This is a genomic window from Tamlana crocina (assembly GCA_040429635.1).
Taxonomy (GTDB): Bacteria; Bacteroidota; Bacteroidia; order Flavobacteriales; family Flavobacteriaceae; genus Flavisericum; species Flavisericum crocinum.
In genome coordinates this window covers 193,098-212,776 of record CP158972.1, presented here as the reverse complement: position 1 = coordinate 212,776, position 19,679 = coordinate 193,098, and the positions used below count along the sequence as shown (strand labels likewise).

The window sequence follows — 19,679 nt, the reverse complement described above, 5'->3', positions numbered from 1 at the left end:
AAACTTGTTTTACAATTTAACATCTAAAAATGAATAAATAAAAGGGGTCCTTACTCTAGCCTTACCCGATTAAATTTATAGATTAATGAAATAATTATGGCATTATTTTTATTGAATGCCCCCCAGGTGAAATCGTCTTTAAACTCACCACCGGATTCAGGTTTATTGGTTTGGCTTTGGTAGGCCAATGCGTTGGTTTGGATCATGAGCATCCATCTGGTAGTTAGATATATGTTAAGTCCCAAAACAAGGGCTGCCGTTAATCTGGTAATATCGGTTGTGCCACCACCAGATTTAAACTTATCCGCGCCGAGACCATAGCCAAGCATGGCGCCATACATAAAATGAACTAAATTGTTTTGGGCTAAGGCGGTAAACATTAAGAGTTTTAGCTGAAAATCAATAAAACTGGCCGTGTAAAAATCGGTGCTGATTCCGCTATAAACAAAGCCTAAAGATCCGTACAATGCCGATTTACTAAACATGGCCAATTGCATAAAATATGAAGCATGAAGGCACCATAGCGTTTGGTCTGAATTGAAACCAAAACCCGCGCCAAAGGCCAGCATATTTTGCACAAATGCCATAGCGGTTGCAGGGTCGTGCGTTTCTAAAGAGCTCATTTCTTCAATGGTTTTCGGGTTGTTGGCCTCAATGAAGTTAAATGGGTCGAGCGCTTCGGGGATTTCGCCTAAATCGTTGTTATGACTTAGGGATAGCTGTTGGGCATAATCGGTCTCTAAAGTGGTTTGCACGTAGTGGCTGGCGTAGTCTGGGTCTAATAATTGGGCATAGATGTTTGAGGTTAAAACGAGTAGAAAAGTGGAGCAAACGAGTGGAAGTAATTTTGTTTTCATAATATAAAGATGGATTAGTTACTTTTTTAAAAAGTAGCATCGATATCATGAAAATTTGAAGCCTAATGGTGTATTAAAGTACAATAAAAATAAAAGCCAAACAAAATTTTTTGTTTGGCTTTCAGTTTTTTATGTTTTAAAAAAGGGTGTTTTTGCTTAATCGTTTAGTTTTAAAACGGCCATAAAGGCTTGCTGCGGAATTTCTACATTCCCCACTTGGCGCATACGTTTTTTACCTTTTTTCTGTTTTTCAAGTAGCTTCCGTTTACGAGAAATATCACCACCGTAACATTTTGCGGTTACGTCTTTACGAAGGGCTTTTATCGTTTCGCGCGAAATAATTTTGGCGCCAACAGCGGCTTGAATTGGAATATCGAACTGTTGCCTAGGAATAAGCTCTTTCAGTTTTTCACACATCTTTCGGCCAACGGTTTGTGCGTTATCGGCATGAATCAATGCCGAAAGTGCATCAACAGGTTGGGCATTCAAAAGAATATCCAATCGTACCAATTTTGAAGATTTCAATCCGATAGGATGATAATCAAACGAAGCATATCCTTTTGAAACGGTTTTCAATCTGTCGTAAAAATCGAAAACAATTTCGGCCAAAGGCATTTCAAAAGTCAGTTCCACACGCTCGGGCGTCAAATAGGTTTGGTTGGTAATAATGCCGCGCTTTTCAATACAAAGTGACATTACGTTACCAATAAAATCGGCCTTGGTAATAATGGTCGCTTTAATATAAGGCTCTTCCACACGGTTTAGCGTAGAAGGGTCTGGAAGGTCTGATGGGTTATTTACAATAATAACCTCATCTGGTTCTTTATTGGTAAAGGCGTGGTACGACACGTTGGGAACGGTGGTAATCACCGTCATATCGAACTCGCGCTCTAAACGTTCTTGTATAATTTCCATGTGGAGCATGCCCAAAAATCCGCAACGGAACCCAAACCCTAAAGCCGCAGAACTTTCGGGTTGGAATACCAACGAGGCGTCATTCAATTGCAATTTTTCCATGGAGGCACGAAGCTCTTCAAAATCTTCGGTGTCTACAGGGTAAATACCAGCAAATACCATGGGTTTTACATCCTCGAAACCAGAAACCACGTTTTTTGTCGGGTTAGAAAAATCGGTAATGGTATCACCTACTTTTACTTCCTTGGCGGTTTTAATACCGGTAATTAGGTAGCCCACGTCACCTGTTTTTATATTCTGTTTGGCAACTTGCGTGAGTTTTAGGGTGCCTACTTCGTCTGCATAATAATCTTTGTTGGTGGCGGCAAATTTAATGTGTTGCCCTTTTTTTATTTCGCCATCAAACACTCTAAAATAGGTTTCAATACCTCTAAACGTGTTGTAAACCGAATCGAAAATCAAGGCACGCAATGGCGCTTCGGGATTTCCTTTTGGCGCAGGAATACGTTCAATAATAGCTTTTAGAATATTGTCAACACCAAATCCTGTTTTTCCACTGGCATGGATCACCTCTTCGGGGTCGCAGCCCAATAGGTCCACAATATCGTCGGTTACTTCATCGGGGTTGGCACTTGGTAAATCCACTTTGTTTAACACGGGAATGATTTCCAAATCGTTTTCCAAAGCCAAATATAAATTGGAAATGGTTTGTGCCTGTATGCTCTGTGCAGCATCAACAATAAGTAATGCGCCCTCGCAAGCAGCGATGGAACGGGATACTTCGTAGCTAAAATCTACGTGTCCCGGCGTGTCAATAAGATTCAACACATAAGGCTCGCCCTCAAAAATATAGTCCATTTGAATGGCGTGCGATTTTATAGTGATGCCACGTTCGCGCTCCAAATCCATATTGTCGAGCAACTGGTCCTGTTTTTCCCTAGCGGTTACCGAACCGGTATGATCCAACAAACGGTCTGCAAGCGTACTCTTCCCGTGATCAATATGTGCAATAATGCAAAAATTCCTGATGTTCTTCATAAAGCAATCTGTACCAAGATTCAATTTGCAAATATAGCTGTTTTAATGTGGAATATCTGCAAATTATTTCATCTGCGGACAATATGGGAATAAAATTTTTTCTTGACAAAATAAACTTACTTTTATGTATATTTAATTTTTCAATTTCAGAAAATAAATGGACCAATGCATTGCTAAAATTAAAAAGGGCCTCCTTTTTTGCTTTTTTTCATTATTTCAATCACCTCTTTTTTAAATGCCGAACAGGAAAAAAACATTCCCGACATAGAAAAAATATACGTGCGCACCGATAGGGATTATTATATTTTGGGTAAAGATTTATGGTGCAAGGCTTATGCGGTAAATACCTTTAAACATTGGCTTTTTAGTCATAGCAAGGTGCTTTATGTGGAGTTGGTTTCTTTTGAATTAAAAATTTTGACAAGGCATAAAACTTACATCCAGAAAGAGCTTGGCCATGGTGATTTTATTTTTGAAAAAAGACATTGAAATTATTGATATTTTTAAGCAGCAAACCAATGAACAAGAAGATTTAAATGGAAAAGGCTTAAAAAAACAGGAGAAATACGATTTCTGAAACCCCAAAATAGATGCCATTAAAAGGCCAAGTGCCGCTATTTTCGGTTCGGAAGGCGCCAACGGAGTCATTGCTATTTATACCAAGGAAGGCGCCACCAATACCGCCGAAAAAAAAGTGTACCATAGTATAAAGGACAATATAGAAGGTTTTTATAGCGAACGTGTGTTTTACGAATCGAATTCTGATAAAGACGATTTCCAAGCATAAAGCAAAGCTGCCGTAAGAAACACGATTTGTTGGAATCCGTATGTGCACCCCGACACCACCGGAACGGTGCGAGTAAACTATAAAAACACCAAGGTGGCCGCTAAAGCAAAAATAACTTTATAGGGCATCACGGCAAGCGGTATTCCTGTGGTTAAGGAAGCTTATTATGTGGTTGAAAAATAGTTAAATGCCTAAAATTTTCGCATCCACATCAAATACCGTGTCAATCAAAACATCAATTTGTTGCGACGTGGCTTCGTCGGCAGTAGCGTTAACACGAAGTGTAAACTGGTCTTCTTTAAGGTAGGCTTCCAATTCTTTGTTTAAAACATCAAGTTCAAGTGTGCTTGTATTGAGGTTTTCAATATCGATGAGGTTGGCTATTTCGGTTTCTTCAATGTTATCCGACTTGATATAAATATGAATTTCCTTCAAAAAATTAAAGTTGGCATCTTCGGGCGAAGAAATGTTAAGCGTTATACTTTTCAGTTTAATGCTTTCCACCGAATTTTTGTTGGTCTTGTTGTTGCTAAACGTGCTTTCGCTGTTGGTTTCAATCTCCTGTTGAGGCAAGTTCAGAGCTTGGCCTATTAACGCGCCTGGCACAGGTGGAATCGAATAAGTGGTTTGGTAATCCATCTCAAACTTGGTCAGGTCGTCTAGTTTGTCTACAACCTCGTCGCAGTTAAAAAGGAATAAAAAAGCAGAGCAGAAAAGTAAAATTTTGGTTTTCATAGGTTAAGTTTTGGGCTTAAATATAAGGTTTTCAAATGAAAAGCTTTTTAAAGAATCAATAAATTACTGTATTTTTGCGCCAAAATTGAAAGGTTTGGTAAAGATAGGCAACATAGAACTTCCCAATTTTCCATTGCTGCTAGCACCCATGGAAGATGTTAGCGACCCACCGTTTCGTGCCCTTTGTAAAGAGCAGGGCGCCGATGTGGTTTACACCGAATTTGTGTCGAGTGAAGGGTTGATTCGTAACGCTGCCAAAAGTGTTATGAAGTTGGATATTTATGAAAAGGAGCGCCCGGTGGGCATCCAGATTTTCGGTGCGAATTTGGATAGCATGTTGCAAACCATAGATATTGTTTCTGAATCGAAGCCCGATATTATCGATATTAATTTTGGTTGCCCTGTAAAAAAGGTGGTGAGCAAAGGTGCTGGAGCTGGTATTTTAAAGGATGTTTGCTTGATGGAGCAACTTACGGCCGAGATGGTAAAACGTACCAATATCCCCATTACCGTAAAAACCCGTTTGGGCTGGGACCACGATTCCATTCGTATTGTTGAAGTGGCTGAGCGGTTGCAGGATGTGGGCTGTAAAGCCATTGCCATACATGGTCGTACCAGAGCCCAAATGTATAAAGGAAATGCCGACTGGAAGCCTATTGCCCAAGTGAAGAACAATCCGCGAATGCACATTCCGGTGTTTGGAAACGGTGATGTAGATACGCCCGAACGCGCTGTGGAAATGCGCGATGAATACGGCTTGGACGGTTGTATGATAGGTCGTGCCAGTATTGGCAATCCGTGGTTTTTTAAGCAAGTAAAACACTTTTTTGAAACGGGTGAGCATTTAGAGCCTATTTCGTTGAAAGAGCGTGTGGAGGCGGCCCGTCGCCATTTGCAAATGTCCATCGATTGGAAGGGCGAAACTTTGGGCGTTTTTGAAACCCGTCGCCATTACACCAACTACTTTAAAGGGATTCCTCATTTTAAGGAATACCGAATGAAAATGGTAACCAGCGACCATGCCGAAGATGTTTTTGCTGCCTTCGATGAAGTTGAGGAGAAGTTTGCCGACTATCAGTTTGCGGAATAAACTACTCGTTGACTTTGCCAATTTCAATATCGTCAGAATACAATAACGATGAAAAATCAAGTTAAAATTATATACTGTACGCAATGCAAGTGGTTATTGCGGTCAACTTGGATGGCTCAAGAACTGCTAACAACATTTAGTGAAGATATAGATGAGCTAACACTTGTGCCGGGTACGGGTGGTATTTTTGAGATTTACGCCAACGATGTGAAAATTTGGTCGCGAAAGGAGATGAAGGACTTCCCGGAAATAACCACCTTAAAAATAAAGGTTAGGGATGTGATAAACCCCGATAAGGATTTAGGGCATATTGATAGGAAAAAACAGGGTTAAGGTTTTTTATGCGTCGTGACTAATAACGGAAAACTAAACACGCTGCACCAATGTCTTCGAAATACGGGCCGATGCAATTTTTGAGGCCAACACGCCCAACACCGAAATGGTTACAAAAACAATAATGAAGTTTTCAACCTTTATGGTTACAGGGTAAGGTAGCGTAGGGGTTATCATCACCCAGCCAAATGTTTTTTGGAGCATGGTCACGATTAACGCCAAAATCAGTCCGATGGCACCGCCAACAATACTCATAAGGCTGCCTTGGTAAAAAAATATTTTCCTAATGTCTTTTACCGTAGTGCCCATATTAAAAATGGTGTTCAGACTTTGTTTTTTGTCTAACATCATCATAATCAACGAGCCCACCACGTTAAAAAACGCAATAATCAACACCAAGGTAAAAATAAGATAGACCGCGAGGTTTTCGGTATTCAGCATTTTATAAATGGCATCGTTCAACTGGGCTCGGTTTTTTAAAATCACTTTGTCGCCCAAAATGGATTGGATATTGGCTTTGGCAACAGCTTCATCAACACCATTTTTCAGTTTGAATTCAATAGCCGTGAATTGGTTATCGTTATAATTCAGTAGGTTTTTTGCCAAATCAACTGGTGCATAAATATAGCTGTCGTTCAGCGTTTCATTAATAAAAAAAACACCAACATTAATGGCTCTAATGCTGTTAAAAGCGTTTTTTGTAGAGGTAATGGCACCTTTTCCGGGTTTGGGAACATAAACGTTTATAGGCTTTGTGAAATCCAAAACCCCTAACGATAAGCTGTTGGAAATGCCCCAGCCTACTACAAGCTGATTGGTTTTTTGCTCCAGCCAATTGCCGTAATCGATCACCGAATCTATTTGTACCACATTTTGGTAATGCTCGTCTACCCCTTTTAAAACGGCTAAAGTGTTTTTATTATCGGAAGTGATAAAAATGCGCTCTTCAATAATTTTGGAAAATTCGGCAACATCTTCCAATTGGTTGAGTTGACTAAGTTCTTCTTCGGTTAAAACAAACGATTTTCCAGCAGCAGGTTCCGCTTTTAAGTCGGGGTCTACAATGGTAGAAAATTGAAGCGTAAAATCCTTCAATCCTGCAAAACCGGAAAGCACGATAAACAATGAAGCTGCTCCCAAAATAACACCGATAAGTGCAATGTAGGTTATAAAATTAATAGCGTTGTTGCTGCTTTTGCTGCGCAGGTAACGTTTGGCTATATAGAGCGGAAAATTCAAATTACGATTTTTTTCTTTTGTCTAAAGCATCGGGGTTTTTGATGGGGTCATCCTCTCTTTTCAACGATTTTTCAATGTTTTCAATGTATTCCAAAGAATCATCAATAAAGAATTCCAAATGGGGCATGCGGCGCAGTTGGTTTTTGGTGCGCTGTGCCAGTTCGTGGCGAATTAATGGCGTGTTGGAACGGATGCCCTCCAAAAGTTCTTTGCCTTTATTGTTGGGGAAAATACTCAAATACACTTTGGCAATGGAAAGGTCGGCCGTTACTTTTACTTTCGAAACCGATATAATAATTCCGCGCATGCCGCCTTGTGTGGCCGCACCTTGCAACACTTCCACCAAATCTTGTTGTAAAACCGAACCTATTTTTTTTTGTCTTTGACTTTCTTCCACAGTGAAAAATTTTAGAACCTTTCGTTTAAGGTACAAAAATAACGGATATTTAAAGATTATGTTACTTTTAGCGTGCTATTTTCGTATTTTGATGCTGATTAAGGTAAACCGAAAAGATTCCCTTTTTATTCATTGCCCAATATTTTATGATAATGAATTCATAAATCTTTCGATTTAAAGGGAATGACAAAAGACTAGGTTAAATGAACAAAATTGAACATATTGGTATTGCGGTAAAAAGTTTAAAAGAGTCCAATAGTTTGTTTTCAAAACTGTTTGGTGAAGCGCACTATAAAATTGAAGCCGTTGAAAGTGAGGGTGTAAAAACCTCGTTTTTTAAAGTGGGCGACAATAAAATTGAGCTTTTGGAAGCCACAACAAAAGATAGCCCTATTGCTAAATTTATTGAGAAAAAAGGTGAAGGCATTCACCATATAGCCTTTAGTGTTGATGATATTGAAGCTGAAGTAACCCGGCTAAAACAAGAAGGTTTTGTGGTGCTAAACGATACCCCAAAACGGGGAGCTGATAATAAACTGGTGGTGTTCTTGCACCCAAAAACAATAAATGGCGTGTTAATTGAATTGTGCCAAGATATAAAGTAGTACCATAAAACTTTAAATTGCATGGGAAACTTCAAATCAAGGCAATAGGTTTTAAATATTGATTATCGCGTAAAATTTCTTGTAGAGTTATAAAATATGTAGTAATATTGCACTCTCTTTTTAAAAGAGTGATATTAGTGAAAACTAATAGGTCCTATAACTCAGTTGGTTAGAGTATCTGACTCATAATCAGAAAGTCCCTGGTTCGAGCCCAGGTGGGACCACAAAAGCCGCTTCAAATGTTGAGGCGGTTTTTTTATTCCGGAAACATAAACTCCGCAATTGCCTCTTCCGAAACTTTAGGATTCGCCCCTTCGCTTTGCGCCACCAAAGCCCCAACCGCACAGGCAAAATCAATGGCCTTTTGTGGTTCGGTGTTGCTTAAGAGCTGACTGATTAACGAGGCTAAAAACGAATCGCCCGCCCCAACGGTATCCACTACTTTAATGAGGTAGCCGCTATTGTAATACAGTTTGCCGTTGTAGAGTAGCACCGCGCCGTGTTCGCCTTTGGTGACACAAATGTGTTGGGTTTCGGTTTTTTCGGCTATAAAATGGAGGTTCTGTTCGAGTGATTTGAATTTAGAGCCCATCATTTGGCTGACTTCATAAAGCTCGTCGTCGTTAAATTTTATAAAATCAGCCTTGTCCATTAAATACACCAGTACATCTTGGCTGTAATGTGGCGGCCTTAAGTTGAGGTCGAATATCTTGTACCGTGCCGCTTCAATGAGGTTGAACAGGGTGTTTCGCGAGGTGTCGTCGCGGGCGGCCAAACTGCCAAAAACGAATGCATCGGCTTCTTTTACCGCTTTTTGGGCTTCGTCGGTTAAAAGAATTTTATCCCAGGCCCTGGGGTGTTTTATATTGTACGAAGCCGCGCCTTTATGGTTCAACTTCACTTTTACCTTCCCGGTTTTGTATTTATACAGTACCTGAACGTGGTCGGTATTTATATTGTTTTTGTTTAAATATTGCAGTAGTTTTTCGCCCCAAACATCGGCACCAATGGCACTGACCATCGATACATCATTTCCAAAGGAAGCTAATCTGCTGGCTACATTCAGCGGTGCGCCACCTATTTTTTTTTGATTGGGGAATACATCCCACAAAATTTCTCCAAAACATACCATTTTACGCATCACTCTACTTTTTCATTAAAGTTCTAAAAAAATCGGTAATTCACAAATGAAAGTTTGAAAATGTGTTTGAATAAAAGCGTTTTTGGTGATGTAAACTTAATGGTAAAAAACCTTCGCGATGTTATTGTCAATTAAATACCGAAGCCGAAGTTGCAAGTTGATGGGGCGTTCCTTCAGGTGTTTGGTGTAATAGATGAGTCCGGCGCGCTTTTCATTCAATTCAGGAATAATGTTTTTTCCGAAGGAAAGGGTGTTTCTGATATCGAAATCGTATGCATCAAGTTGGTTTCGCGATAAGCCTTTTTTGTGTAAATGACTGATGAGCTTTTCTCTATTAACCGAAGTGATTTTTAATGACGCGATATCATTTTGGGCAGATAATTTTGATTTTCCTTCCTTCAGAAAAATGGCCGTAACCAAAAAGTAGAATTGAGTTTTTTTAGAGTTATCGAATAGCCAGCCTTCTTTAATTTGGTTGTGTTTGTTTATATAGGAAAGTTCGAAGGTAAAGGTGGGTAGATCTTTGTTTATGTAGTGAAGTTGAGCCTTTTCGTCAATTAGATACTCGTCGGAATTATGATGAAAAATAACATCGACGCCACGGTGTTGCTGTTCTAAATCTGTAATTCGTAAAAAATTGAGTTTTTTAGAATGGTAAATGTGGTCTAAATATGTATTTAGTATTTGTTCTTGCTTTAAATCCTGTTTAAAAGTGGACACTATTTTTGGTGTATTTGGTTGTAAAGGGCTGCGCCAATTTTTTCAACGACACCTACCACAAGGGCATTGCCCATAAAAAAGGCACGTTTGGTATCGCTGATGCCTTCCAATTTGGTGTGGTTGTCTGGAAACATGTTGAGGCGTTCCAGTTCTACGGGGGTTAATCGCCGCAAGCCTTTTTTGGTTTTCACCACATGTTTAAAACGTGAGGGCGATTTGCCGCCTTCGCCAGTAATAATGGTTCGCGAAGCATTATCGAGCGCATCGGGGTAAATCATGGCGCCTTCGCTATAATTGTATTCAAAACCTGCTTTGGTTTTCCGTTTTTCTTTTTTTGAGCCTTTTAGGTATTCCCATTTCGGTTGGTCGGCCTCGTCAATAAAAAACTCAGGTGTCACTTCGCCATTTTGTAAAACATTGCCCAAAACCGTTTTGTTGCCTTGATAGTTGGCCTGGGTTTTTGCAGTGTAAACTTTTCCGTTAATGAGCAATCCTGTGTTTAAAAATGGTGAAATTTTTCCGTTTTTGTTGAAGTTGTTGGTGATTTCAACCAAATTGCCAGTCAAATCAAAATTTTCTAAAGCACTAATTTTTTCAACAGGAAAGGCTTGGGCAATAGTGCCTTCTTTTGTTAGCCAGTTTGCTTTTTCTGAATTTTCGATGCGTTTAAAGACTGCCGATGTTTTATGGTAGCCAATAAAAAATATACGTCGGCGGCGTTGGGGCATGCCGTAATCGGCGGCGTTGATTACCCGCCATTCTACAGCATAGCCCAATTGGTTGAGGCTTTGAAGCATGACGGCAAAATCTCGTCCGCGTTGGGTGGACGGCGATTTTAAAAGCCGGTCCACATTCTCCAAAAACAGGTATTTGGACTTGTTTTTCTTTTCTTCCAAAATCCGGTGGATGGACCACCAAAGCACCCCTTTTTTGCCTTTCAGTCCTTTAGAATTTTGTAATGTAGTGGCCACCGAATAATCTTGGCACGGGAAACCGCCAACCAACACATCGTGGTCGGGAATTTCAGTTGTGGGTACTGTGGCAATATCTGTATTGCTGTGGTTTTTATTTCCAAATCGGGCTTCGTAAACCATCGACGCGTGTTGGGTTTTTGTGCTGGGCTCCCATTGGTTGCTCCAAACCACTTTGTAATTGTTGGCTTCAAGCCCCAGTCTAAATCCGCCTACACCGGCAAATAGTTCGGCTACTTTTAATTTGTTGTGCTTCATGCTTTGGATAGAAAAACGTATCGGTTAACAAAATTAGTTAATGGGACTGCTTCAGTCCATCAGTAAATTAAACTTTTATTAAATTCTTATCAACGGTATTTTTGCATTAGGTTTACAATATTTTATGCATATATTTGTTAAAAAGCTAAAGCAAAGATTTTGTTGTTTGCAAAACGAAAGATGTATTTCATCGAAATTTATATGCATTTCAAAGATGTTTTTTGCTGATGAAAATTAAAAAAATTTTGCCAACAGGCTTTTTTTCATACATTTGTGACCCAGATGACAATACAAAATAAAAGAATATTTGCCTCAATCTTATTTGTATTAATAAGTGTTGTTTGTGTGCCTCAAGGTTTGCCTACGCCTCCGCCACCAGGTCCGCCACCACCAGGTTTACCTATTGATGGCGGTGTTTTATTCGGTATGGCTTTCGCGTTTTTTTATGGCATCAAAAAATTAGTGTTCAATAAAAACACCAATTAGTCCACTTTGTTGAGTGCTGTAAGCCGCGCCACATATTTTCCCAAAACATCAAATTCTAAATTTACTACCGTGCCTTCCTTAAAGGTGTTGAAATTTGTGTGCTGGTAAGTGTATGGAATTATAGCCACACTAAAACGGTCCTTTTTTGAGTTTACCACAGTAAGGCTGGTGCCGTTAACGGTAATGGAGCCTTTTTCGATAGTGATGTTGTTTAACGAAGCATCATATTTAAAAGTAAACACCCAGCTGCCGTTTTCTTCTTTAACACTGGTGCAAACCGCAGTTTGATCCACATGGCCTTGAACAATGTGGCCATCCAATCTGTCGCCCAATTTCATGGCGCGCTCTAAATTTACTCGGTCGTTAATTTGTAGGGTGTTTAAGTTCGTTTTTTCCAAAGTCTCTTTTATGGCCGTTACGGTATATTCGTCGCCATCAATGGCCACCACAGTGAGGCAAACCCCGTTGTGTGCCACACTTTGGTCTATCTTCAATTCTGAAGTGATCTGGCTTTTTATGGAAATATGAAGGTTGTCCAACTCGGTTTTTAAATTTGAAACACTACCTATATCTTCAATAATTCCGGTAAACATATTATTGTCTTTTTATTTAATTAAATTTGCCCATTCAAAAGAATTTCAAAATTACGAACAAAAGTTGTCATTATTCAAATGAAGCAGGCAGAAAATATAACAGTTGGAATATCGATAGGGGATTTAAACGGTATTGGGGGTGAAATTGTGTTGAAAACCTTTGAAGACCTGCGGATGCTTGATTTTTGCACGCCCGTTATTTTCGCTTCTATTAAGGTGATGTCGTTTTTTAAATCGCATTTTAATTCTGAAATTAACTTTAATAGCATTAACAACCTCAACCAAATTGCCCACGGCAAGGTTAATGTGTTTAATTGTTGGAAAGAGCCCGTTAATATTGAATTTGGGAAAGAAGACCTGAAAATTGGCGAATATGCCATAAAATCTTTGGAAGCCGCAACAAAAGCACTGAAGAGTGATGAAATAGATGTATTGGTAACGGCACCAATCAATAAGCACAATATTCAGTCGGAAAAGTTCAAGTTCCCTGGCCATACCGATTATTTGGCGCAGGAATTGGGAGGCGATAGCCTTATGTTTATGGTTACGGAAGATTTGCGAGTAGGCTTGTTTACTGATCATGTTCCAGTAAAAGATATTGCTAGCCACATTACCCCGAAATTGATTGAGCAGAAAATTGAGACGGTTTACAGTTCGCTTAAAAAGGATTTTAAAATCCAAAAACCCAAAATTGCCGTATTGGGCATTAACCCGCATACGGGCGACAACGGCGTAATTGGTAGTGAAGACGACGAGGTATTAAGGCCAACGCTCCAAAAAATAAAAGAAAGCGGTAAACTGGTTTTTGGCCCCTATGCTGCCGATAGCTTTTTTGGGTCGAACAATTATAAAAACTTCGATGCTATTATAGCCTCTTACCACGATCAAGGTTTAGTGCCTTTTAAAACCCTTTCGTTTGGGCAGGGCGTTAACTTTACGGCCGGATTGAGTAAAATAAGAACATCGCCCGATCACGGCACAGCTTTCGAAATTGCCGGAAAAGGCAATGCCGACGAAAACTCGTTTAAGGAAGCGGTTTTCAGTGCCATACAAATTTTTAGAAATCGAACCAGTTACGAAGCGCTTACGGCCAACCCATTAAGGAAGTCCACAAAAAAAGAGCGTCGTTAATGAGTTCATTTTCGGCGGATAACCCTGAAAAATCGCTACATTTAAGATATAAACAAAAAAATGTTTATAAGTCATGTTGCGTAAATAAAAATTTATATATTTGCAGGCTCAAAATAGATGTTGATAATGAAGCCATTAAAAGAGTTTACCATTCCATTTGTTGGACTGAAACTAGGAAAGCATCATTTTGATTATAAAATTGAACAGGCGTTCTTTGAACATTTTGAGTATGACGATTTTAACGATGTAAACGTTACGGTTGATTTGGTCTTGGAAAAAAAGACCACATTGCTGGAATTACATTTTAAAATTTCGGGTTGGGTAAACGTAAATTGCGACCTTACCAACGAACCCTATAACCAAAACATAGAAAACGAGTTTACCCTCGTGGTGAAATTTGGCGATGAGTACAACGATGAATATACAGATATTTTGATTGTTCCGCACGGTACTTTCGAAATCAATATTCAGCAGTACATCTATGAAATGATTGTTCTGGCCGTTCCGTTAAAAAGAACGCATCCAGGCATTGAAGATGGCACGTTAGATTCAGACATACTAAAAAGATTGGAGGAATTAAGCCCCAAGCTTAACGAAAAGAAAGACAAAGATGAGGATATCGATCCTCGGTGGAATACATTAAAAGATTTATTAACGGATAAATAACATATAAAATGGCACATCCTAAAAGAAAAATCTCGAAAACAAGAAGAGATAAAAGAAGAACACATTACAAAGCAACTGCGCCACAGATTGCAACATGCCCAACAACTGGTGAGGCTCACTTATATCATAGAGCACACTGGCACGAAGGAAAATTATACTACAGAGGTCAAGTTTTAATTGACAACTCGGAAGAAGTAGAGAACTTGGCATAAAAGAGTTATGCAAGCATATAATAAAACGCTCATTGTTGAGCGTTTTTTTTATGAAATACTTTTTCTAAATCACAAAAACACGTAATTTGCATAAAATTACGTTGAAATTTAGCAGTATTCATAAAATTTTGAACGTTTTTTCACAGATTATAACGATTTCTTAATCGAAATAACTTAAAAGGTATGAGTAAAATCTCAGCAGCAATTACAGCTGTAGGTGCGTATGTGCCAGAATACGTTTTAACCAACCAAATGCTGGAAGGTATGGTTGAAACTAATGACGAATGGATTACTACCAGAACAGGAATCAAGGAACGTAGAATTTTAAAAGATGATGGCAAAGGCACTTCTTACCTGGCCATTAAAGCGGCGCAAGACCTTATTAACAAAAAGGGTATCGACCCAAAAGATATTGAGTTGGTTATTGTAGCTACGGCTACCCCAGATATGAAAGCGGCTTCAACGGCTTCGTTTACTGCTACAGAAATTGGTGCTACCAATGCCTTTTCGTTCGATATGGATGCGGCATGCTCCAGTTTTCTTTATGGCATGTCGGTAGCGGCAAGCTATATTGAGTCGGGACGTTATAAAAATGTATTGTTGATTGGTGCCGATAAAATGTCGTCAATCATCAATTATAAAGATCGTGCTACTTGTATCATCTTTGGTGATGGTGCAGGTGCAGTTTTATTCGAACCTAATGAAGAAAATTTAGGGCTTCAAGACGAATATTTACGAAGCGACGGCACAGGTAGAGAGTTTTTACAGGCTACTTACGGGGGGTCATCATTCCCAATAACTGAAGAAGCCATGGCTAAAGGCGGACAATATGCATTTCAAGAAGGGCGTACCGTATTTAAAAATGCCGTGTTCAACATGGCCGATGCTACAGTAAAGATTTTAGAACGTAATAACTTAACCAAAGAAAACGTTGATTGGCTGGCAGCGCATCAAGCCAATAAACGTATTATTGATGCTACGGCACAACGTATCGATTTAGAAGAGGAAAAAGTGATGATAAACATCCATAAGTATGGTAATACGACTTCGGCAACTTTACCACTACTTTTAAATGATTACGAATCGCAGCTTAAAAAAGGAGATAATATTATATTTGCCGCTTTTGGGGGCGGATTTAACTGGGGTGCCATTTACCTAAAATGGGCCTATAATTAATAAAGACACTAACCACTAACTTAAAAATTAGTAAACTATGGATATAAAAGAAATTCAAAACCTGATCAAATTTGTAGCCAAATCTGGTGCAAGCGAGGTTAAATTAGAGATGGACGATGTGAAAATCACCATCAGAACAGGATCGGATTCAGATAAAAATCCATCGGTGCAATACGCTCCGGTGCCAGCCCAAATACCACAACAGGTAGTAGCTGCACCTGCGGCCGAAGCAGCAGCTCCCGCCAAGGCTGAGCCAGCAGCACCTAAAGCAGCAGACGATTCAAAATATATCACTATAAAATCACCAATAATCGGTACGTTCTATAGAAAACCAGCACCAGACAAGCCTTTGTTTGTTGAAGTGGGACAAACCATTGCAGAAGGCGATGTACTTTGTATTATTGAAGCGATGAAACTATTCAACGAAATTGAATCTGAAGTTTCAGGGAAAGTAGTTAAGATATTGGTTGACGATTCTTCTCCGGTAGAATTTGATCAACCTTTGTTTTTAGTAGATCCATCATAACCCCTTTAAAAATTCCAATAAGCTAATCTCAAAATCCCAATATTTGGAATTTAGTGATTGGAATTTGAAATTTTTAATTCAAAAGTTATGTTTAAAAAAGTATTGATTGCCAATAGAGGGGAAATAGCACTGCGTGTTATTAGAACCTGCAAAGAAATGGGCATTAAAACGGTAGCGGTGTATTCCAAAGCAGATGCCGAGAGTTTGCACGTAAAGTTTGCTGACGAGGCCGTTTGCATCGGTCCAGCACCAAGTAGCGAGTCGTATTTAAAGATGTCGAATATCATTTCGGCTGCCGAAATTACAAACGCTGATGCCATTCACCCCGGATATGGTTTCTTATCTGAGAACGCCAAATTCTCGAAAATCTGTGAGGAGCACGGTATTAAATTTATCGGCGCCAGCCCAGAGATGATTGATAGAATGGGTGATAAAGCCAATGCCAAAGCCACGATGAAGGCTGCAGGCGTACCTTGTGTTCCAGGAAGTGAAGGCGTTATTGAGAGTTTTGAGGAATGTGAAAAACTGGCCAAAGAAGTAGGCTATCCCGTAATGCTAAAAGCGTCTGCCGGAGGTGGGGGAAAAGGTATGCGAGGTGTATTTAAGCCAGAAGATTTGAGAGCGGCTTGGGATTCGGCCAGACAGGAAAGTAAAGCCGCTTTTGGTAACGACGATATGTACATGGAAAAACTTATCGAAGAACCCAGACATATTGAAATTCAAGTGGTGGGCGATTCTAAAGGAAAAGCATGCCATTTATCAGAACGCGATTGTTCCGTTCAACGTCGTCACCAAAAATTAACCGAAGAAGTGCCTTCACCATTTATGACGGATGCACTTCGTAAAAAAATGGGTGAAGCGGCTGTAAAAGCGGCAGAATATATTGGGTATGAAGGAGCAGGAACGATTGAGTTCTTGGTCGATAAGCACCGTAATTTCTACTTCATGGAAATGAATACCCGTATTCAGGTAGAGCACCCGATTACCGAGCAGGTTATCGATTTCGATTTAATCCGTGAGCAAATTTTGGTAGCTGCAGGTGTTCCAATTTCCGGAAAGAACTATTTGCCAAAATTACATTCTATAGAATGCCGAATCAATGCCGAAGATCCTTATAACGGATTTAGACCATCGCCAGGTGTAATTACTACTTTGCATGCTCCAGGTGGGCATGGGGTTCGATTGGATACCCACGTTTATGCTGGGTATGCTATTCCGCCAAACTACGATTCTATGATCGCCAAGCTGATTACTACCGCGCAAACCCGCGAGGAAGCCATTAGTAAAATGAAGCGTGCTCTAGATGAGTTTGTGATTGAAGGGATTAAAACAACCATTCCTTTCCACAGACAACTTATGGATCACCCTGATTATATTGCAGGGAATTACACCACGAAGTTTATGGAAGATTTCGTAATGGAAAAACCCGTTGAAGAATAAATAATAAAAAACTCCGAAAGTAATTTCGGAGTTTTTTTATGGCCTTATCTCCCATAGACAGGTATGTTTATTTTTAAATAAACTATTACATTAGTGATATGGATTTATCATATTGGGAAATAAAATCTTGGCTAACCCACATCGATTTTTGTATCGTAGGTAGCGGCGTTGTAGGGCTTAATTGTGCCTTGCATTTAAACGGAAAGTACCCAAAAGCAAGGATTCTCATTCTCGAAAAAGGCGTGATGCCGCAGGGTGCCAGTACCAAAAATGCGGGCTTTGCCTGTTTTGGTAGTTTAAGCGAATTGCTTGACGATTTAAAAACCCAGCCGATTAATGATGTTGTTTCCCTATTCAACAAGCGCGTAAAGGGCTTAAAATTGATGAGACAAACCTTGGGAGATGAAGCCATTGGTTATAAAAATTACGGCGGCTATGAATTGTTTTCAGATGATAATCTTTTTCAAGAATGCACCTCAAAAATTCCAGAAATAAACGACCTGCTTTTTCCGGTTTTCAAAGCTCCTGTTTTTATTCCGAAAGAACATAAATTTCATTTTAAACAGGTCAACGAAACAGCCATTTACAATCCGCTTGAAGGGCAAATTGATACGGGGAAAATGATGGAATCGCTATTGCAAAAGGTACTTTCAAAAGGCATAAAAATATTAAATACCGTTACGGTGGAAGCATTTTCTGAAGACAACAAATCAGTAAAAATAAAAACCAATATTTGCGAGTTATCAGCTTCAAAACTGTTGATTTGTACCAACGGATTCGCTTCCCAATTCAACATTCCCGGTGTAAAACCAGCTCGAGCCCAAGTATTGATTACAAAACCCATCAAAAACCTAAACATAAAAGGCACATTTCATTTGGATCTTGGCTATTATTATTTCAGAAATATTGATGACAGAATATTGTTGGGCGGTGGGCGAAATCTGGATTTTAAAGGAGAAGAAACCACCACATTCGGGCAAACCGAATTAATCCAAAATCAATTGGAAAGCCTGTTAAAAACAACTATTTTGCCCGAAATCAACTTTGAAATAGACCACCGTTGGAGTGGCATTATGGGCATGGGAAATAATAAAACACCGATTGTAAAATCCATATCTAACCACATATTTTGCGGTGTAAAGCTTGGTGGTATGGGTGTGGCCATTGGTGGTTTAATTGGAAAAGAACTTGCAGAACTCGCCTCTTAAAATGATAAAAAAACTATTCCGATTTATATTAAAAACCATCGTTTGGTTCATCGTTATTTCGGTGCTTTGGGTGGTGGCTTACAAATGGTTGCCTGTTGTGGTAACGCCGTTAATGGTGATTAGGGCAGTGGAACAAAACCAAGAAAACAAAGACGTGGTTTGGAAACACGATTGGGAATCTTTAGACAATATTTCCAAGCATTTACAATTGGCGGTGATTTGTAGCGAAGACCAAAATTTTTTAAAGCACCATGGATTTGATGTTAAAGCGATTGAAAAAGCGTATCAGGATAATTTAAAAGGGAAGCGACTAAAAGGTGGGAGTACCATAAGCCAGCAAACAGCCAAAAATGTGTTTTTATGGCCGCAACGTAGTTGGACGCGCAAAACATTAGAAGCTTATTTTACATTTTTAATAGAGTTAATTTGGACCAAAGAGCGCATTTTAGAAGTATATTTAAACAGTATTGAAATGGGGCCTGGCGTTTACGGTGCAGAAGCAGCTTCAAAGTATTGGTTTGGCAAGTCGGCCACCAGTTTAACCAAGAATCAAGCGGTAGCTATCGCCGCCGTTTTGCCCAGTCCGTTGCGGTATAAAGCAAACCCAGCTTCCGCTTATATTGAGAAAAGAAAGCGTTGGATATTGCAGCAAATGAACTATTTTGGAGCATTAAATTTCCCTGTTGAATGATGAGTAGCCTAAAAACAATAAAACAAGAACTTTATAGGCAATGCGAAAGTTTTGTTGACCATAAACTAAAATCGGTTAGGAAAAACATTAAGGAGCTTCAGGAAGCCTTACAATCCGAAACCAAAAGCACGGCGGGCGACAAACATGAAACGGGGCGTGCCATGTTGCAATTGGAGCGCGAAAAGACCGGGAATCAACTTGCTGAAATTGAAAAAACACAACGCCTCCTTTCAAAAATAAATATTGAAAACACCAAAGAAACAATTGGTTTGGGCAGTGTGGTTTATACTTCGCAGACCAATTATTTTATCGCTATTAGTGCCGGCGAGTTAATTTTTGAAAACGAAACATTCTATGCTATTTCTGCCCATACGCCCATAGGGCAGTTGCTCATGCAGAAATCGGTTGGCGATGAGGTGGTTTTTAGAGGCAATCGTTTTAAAATCAAGAGAGTTTTATAAAAC

At 39.5% G+C, this 19,679-nt stretch carries 24 protein-coding genes and 1 tRNA gene; 15 read left to right on the top strand and 10 right to left on the bottom strand.

Annotated features, from left to right (window positions below; genetic code table 11):
• Nucleotides 1-50: 50 nt before the first annotated feature.
• Together ABI125_00940 and lepA are read right to left on the bottom strand one after the other, a co-directional pair.
• Nucleotides 51-857, bottom strand: a complete 807-nt coding sequence (locus ABI125_00940; GenBank protein ID XCF06437.1) for a hypothetical protein — start codon at nucleotides 855-857, stop codon at nucleotides 51-53.
• A gap of 156 nt (nucleotides 858-1,013) precedes the next feature.
• On the bottom strand, nucleotides 1,014-2,810 hold the full coding sequence (gene lepA, locus ABI125_00935; GenBank protein XCF06436.1) for a translation elongation factor 4: 1,797 nt from the start codon (nucleotides 2,808-2,810) through the stop codon (nucleotides 1,014-1,016).
• 198 nt (nucleotides 2,811-3,008) lie between these two features.
• Between lepA and ABI125_00930 the strand changes: the two genes are divergently transcribed.
• A complete protein-coding gene (locus ABI125_00930; GenBank protein ID XCF06435.1) occupies nucleotides 3,009-3,299 on the top strand; it encodes a hypothetical protein in 291 nt (96 codons plus the stop codon).
• 58 nt (nucleotides 3,300-3,357) lie between these two features.
• Here ABI125_00930 and ABI125_00925 read toward each other — a convergent pair whose 3' ends face one another.
• Both ABI125_00925 and ABI125_00920 read right to left on the bottom strand, forming a co-directional pair.
• Complete coding sequence (locus ABI125_00925) at nucleotides 3,358-3,513, bottom strand: hypothetical protein (GenBank protein XCF06434.1); 156 nt, start codon at nucleotides 3,511-3,513, stop codon at nucleotides 3,358-3,360.
• Between the two features lie 267 nt (nucleotides 3,514-3,780).
• On the bottom strand, nucleotides 3,781-4,332 hold the full coding sequence (locus ABI125_00920) for a hypothetical protein (GenBank protein ID XCF06433.1): 552 nt from the start codon (nucleotides 4,330-4,332) through the stop codon (nucleotides 3,781-3,783).
• 94 nt (nucleotides 4,333-4,426) lie between these two features.
• Here ABI125_00920 and dusB point away from each other — a divergent pair, with 94 nt between their 5' ends.
• Together dusB and ABI125_00910 are read left to right on the top strand one after the other, a co-directional pair.
• A complete protein-coding gene (gene dusB / locus ABI125_00915) occupies nucleotides 4,427-5,422 on the top strand; it encodes a tRNA dihydrouridine synthase DusB (GenBank protein ID XCF06432.1) in 996 nt (331 codons plus the stop codon).
• 48 nt (nucleotides 5,423-5,470) lie between these two features.
• Entirely contained in the window at nucleotides 5,471-5,755 is a 285-nt protein-coding gene (locus ABI125_00910) for a SelT/SelW/SelH family protein (GenBank protein XCF06431.1), read from the top strand.
• 33 nt (nucleotides 5,756-5,788) lie between these two features.
• Here ABI125_00910 and ABI125_00905 read toward each other — a convergent pair whose 3' ends face one another.
• The gene (locus tag ABI125_00905; protein ID XCF06430.1) at nucleotides 5,789-6,994 is read right to left on the bottom strand and encodes an FtsX-like permease family protein; all 1,206 of its coding nucleotides are present in this window, start codon (nucleotides 6,992-6,994) and stop codon (nucleotides 5,789-5,791) included.
• A 1-nt stretch (nucleotide 6,995) separates the two neighbouring features.
• Nucleotides 6,996-7,391, bottom strand: a complete 396-nt coding sequence (rbfA, locus tag ABI125_00900; protein XCF06429.1) for a 30S ribosome-binding factor RbfA — start codon at nucleotides 7,389-7,391, stop codon at nucleotides 6,996-6,998.
• 203 nt (nucleotides 7,392-7,594) lie between these two features.
• Here rbfA and mce point away from each other — a divergent pair, with 203 nt between their 5' ends.
• Together mce and ABI125_00890 are read left to right on the top strand one after the other, a co-directional pair.
• Entirely contained in the window at nucleotides 7,595-7,996 is a 402-nt protein-coding gene (mce, locus tag ABI125_00895; protein XCF06428.1) for a methylmalonyl-CoA epimerase, read from the top strand.
• Nucleotides 7,997-8,146: 150 nt separating this feature from the next.
• A tRNA-Ile gene (locus ABI125_00890) sits at nucleotides 8,147-8,220 on the top strand.
• Between the two features lie 32 nt (nucleotides 8,221-8,252).
• Here ABI125_00890 and ABI125_00885 read toward each other — a convergent pair.
• From ABI125_00885 to dcm, 3 genes are all read right to left on the bottom strand, one after another.
• Nucleotides 8,253-9,137, bottom strand: a complete 885-nt coding sequence (locus ABI125_00885; GenBank protein ID XCF06427.1) for a carbohydrate kinase — start codon at nucleotides 9,135-9,137, stop codon at nucleotides 8,253-8,255.
• A 96-nt stretch (nucleotides 9,138-9,233) separates the two neighbouring features.
• Nucleotides 9,234-9,857, bottom strand: coding sequence for a hypothetical protein (locus ABI125_00880; GenBank protein ID XCF06426.1), 624 nt, complete (start codon nucleotides 9,855-9,857; stop codon nucleotides 9,234-9,236).
• On the bottom strand, nucleotides 9,857-11,086 hold the full coding sequence (gene dcm, locus ABI125_00875) for a DNA (cytosine-5-)-methyltransferase (protein ID XCF06425.1): 1,230 nt from the start codon (nucleotides 11,084-11,086) through the stop codon (nucleotides 9,857-9,859). The genes ABI125_00880 and dcm overlap by 1 nt, the downstream gene beginning before the upstream one ends.
• Before the next feature lie 282 nt (nucleotides 11,087-11,368).
• Here dcm and ABI125_00870 point away from each other — a divergent pair, with 282 nt between their 5' ends.
• The gene (locus tag ABI125_00870) at nucleotides 11,369-11,572 is read left to right on the top strand and encodes a hypothetical protein (protein ID XCF06424.1); all 204 of its coding nucleotides are present in this window, start codon (nucleotides 11,369-11,371) and stop codon (nucleotides 11,570-11,572) included.
• Here ABI125_00870 and ABI125_00865 read toward each other — a convergent pair.
• Nucleotides 11,569-12,165: a riboflavin synthase gene (locus ABI125_00865; protein XCF06423.1), complete on the bottom strand. Its 597-nt coding sequence runs from the start codon at nucleotides 12,163-12,165 to the stop codon at nucleotides 11,569-11,571. The genes ABI125_00870 and ABI125_00865 overlap by 4 nt on opposite strands.
• Nucleotides 12,166-12,243: 78 nt before the next feature.
• Between ABI125_00865 and pdxA the strand changes: the two genes are divergently transcribed.
• The 9 genes from pdxA to ABI125_00820 all read left to right on the top strand — a co-directional run bounded on the left by pdxA (nucleotide 12,244) and on the right by ABI125_00820 (nucleotide 19,676).
• Complete coding sequence (gene pdxA, locus ABI125_00860; protein XCF06422.1) at nucleotides 12,244-13,296, top strand: 4-hydroxythreonine-4-phosphate dehydrogenase PdxA; 1,053 nt, start codon at nucleotides 12,244-12,246, stop codon at nucleotides 13,294-13,296.
• Between the two features lie 126 nt (nucleotides 13,297-13,422).
• Nucleotides 13,423-13,962 (top strand): DUF177 domain-containing protein, encoded by a 540-nt coding sequence (locus tag ABI125_00855; protein XCF06421.1) that lies wholly within the window; start codon nucleotides 13,423-13,425, stop codon nucleotides 13,960-13,962.
• An 8-nt stretch (nucleotides 13,963-13,970) separates the two neighbouring features.
• The gene (gene rpmF / locus ABI125_00850) at nucleotides 13,971-14,174 is read left to right on the top strand and encodes a 50S ribosomal protein L32 (GenBank protein XCF06420.1); all 204 of its coding nucleotides are present in this window, start codon (nucleotides 13,971-13,973) and stop codon (nucleotides 14,172-14,174) included.
• 183 nt (nucleotides 14,175-14,357) lie between these two features.
• Nucleotides 14,358-15,350 carry a beta-ketoacyl-ACP synthase III gene (locus tag ABI125_00845; GenBank protein ID XCF06419.1) on the top strand — a complete coding sequence of 331 codons (993 nt, stop codon included), beginning with the start codon at nucleotides 14,358-14,360 and terminating at the stop codon, nucleotides 15,348-15,350.
• 37 nt (nucleotides 15,351-15,387) lie between these two features.
• On the top strand, nucleotides 15,388-15,876 hold the full coding sequence (gene accB, locus ABI125_00840; protein ID XCF06418.1) for an acetyl-CoA carboxylase biotin carboxyl carrier protein: 489 nt from the start codon (nucleotides 15,388-15,390) through the stop codon (nucleotides 15,874-15,876).
• An 87-nt stretch (nucleotides 15,877-15,963) separates the two neighbouring features.
• Nucleotides 15,964-17,316, top strand: a complete 1,353-nt coding sequence (accC, locus tag ABI125_00835; protein ID XCF06417.1) for an acetyl-CoA carboxylase biotin carboxylase subunit — start codon at nucleotides 15,964-15,966, stop codon at nucleotides 17,314-17,316.
• Between the two features lie 98 nt (nucleotides 17,317-17,414).
• Nucleotides 17,415-18,524 carry an FAD-dependent oxidoreductase gene (locus ABI125_00830; GenBank protein XCF06416.1) on the top strand — a complete coding sequence of 370 codons (1,110 nt, stop codon included), beginning with the start codon at nucleotides 17,415-17,417 and terminating at the stop codon, nucleotides 18,522-18,524.
• Nucleotide 18,525: 1 nt separating this feature from the next.
• Nucleotides 18,526-19,215, top strand: a complete 690-nt coding sequence (gene mtgA, locus ABI125_00825) for a monofunctional biosynthetic peptidoglycan transglycosylase (protein ID XCF06415.1) — start codon at nucleotides 18,526-18,528, stop codon at nucleotides 19,213-19,215.
• Nucleotides 19,212-19,676 (top strand): 3-oxoacyl-ACP synthase, encoded by a 465-nt coding sequence (locus ABI125_00820; protein ID XCF06414.1) that lies wholly within the window; start codon nucleotides 19,212-19,214, stop codon nucleotides 19,674-19,676. The genes mtgA and ABI125_00820 overlap by 4 nt, the downstream gene beginning before the upstream one ends.
• The last annotated feature ends 3 nt before the right edge of the window (nucleotides 19,677-19,679 follow it).

Bases quoted from the DNA above. Each gene is read 5' to 3' on its own strand.
- ABI125_00940 (XCF06437.1), bottom strand. From the start codon at position 857: ATGAAAACAAAATTACTTCCACTCGTTTGCTCCACTTTTCTACTCGTT.
- lepA (XCF06436.1), bottom strand. From the start codon at position 2,810: ATGAAGAACATCAGGAATTTTTGCATTATTGCACATATTGATCACGGG.
- ABI125_00925 (XCF06434.1), bottom strand. From the start codon at position 3,513: ATGGTACACTTTTTTTTCGGCGGTATTGGTGGCGCCTTCCTTGGTATA.
- ABI125_00920 (XCF06433.1), bottom strand. From the start codon at position 4,332: ATGAAAACCAAAATTTTACTTTTCTGCTCTGCTTTTTTATTCCTTTTT.
- ABI125_00910 (XCF06431.1), top strand. From the start codon at position 5,471: ATGAAAAATCAAGTTAAAATTATATACTGTACGCAATGCAAGTGGTTA.
- mce (XCF06428.1), top strand. From the start codon at position 7,595: ATGAACAAAATTGAACATATTGGTATTGCGGTAAAAAGTTTAAAAGAG.
- ABI125_00885 (XCF06427.1), bottom strand. From the start codon at position 9,137: ATGCGTAAAATGGTATGTTTTGGAGAAATTTTGTGGGATGTATTCCCC.
- dcm (XCF06425.1), bottom strand. From the start codon at position 11,086: ATGAAGCACAACAAATTAAAAGTAGCCGAACTATTTGCCGGTGTAGGC.
- ABI125_00870 (XCF06424.1), top strand. From the start codon at position 11,369: ATGACAATACAAAATAAAAGAATATTTGCCTCAATCTTATTTGTATTA.
- ABI125_00865 (XCF06423.1), bottom strand. From the start codon at position 12,165: ATGTTTACCGGAATTATTGAAGATATAGGTAGTGTTTCAAATTTAAAA.
- pdxA (XCF06422.1), top strand. From the start codon at position 12,244: ATGAAGCAGGCAGAAAATATAACAGTTGGAATATCGATAGGGGATTTA.
- ABI125_00855 (XCF06421.1), top strand. From the start codon at position 13,423: ATGAAGCCATTAAAAGAGTTTACCATTCCATTTGTTGGACTGAAACTA.
- rpmF (XCF06420.1), top strand. From the start codon at position 13,971: ATGGCACATCCTAAAAGAAAAATCTCGAAAACAAGAAGAGATAAAAGA.
- ABI125_00845 (XCF06419.1), top strand. From the start codon at position 14,358: ATGAGTAAAATCTCAGCAGCAATTACAGCTGTAGGTGCGTATGTGCCA.
- accB (XCF06418.1), top strand. From the start codon at position 15,388: ATGGATATAAAAGAAATTCAAAACCTGATCAAATTTGTAGCCAAATCT.
- accC (XCF06417.1), top strand. From the start codon at position 15,964: ATGTTTAAAAAAGTATTGATTGCCAATAGAGGGGAAATAGCACTGCGT.
- ABI125_00830 (XCF06416.1), top strand. From the start codon at position 17,415: ATGGATTTATCATATTGGGAAATAAAATCTTGGCTAACCCACATCGAT.
- mtgA (XCF06415.1), top strand. From the start codon at position 18,526: ATGATAAAAAAACTATTCCGATTTATATTAAAAACCATCGTTTGGTTC.
- ABI125_00820 (XCF06414.1), top strand. From the start codon at position 19,212: ATGATGAGTAGCCTAAAAACAATAAAACAAGAACTTTATAGGCAATGC.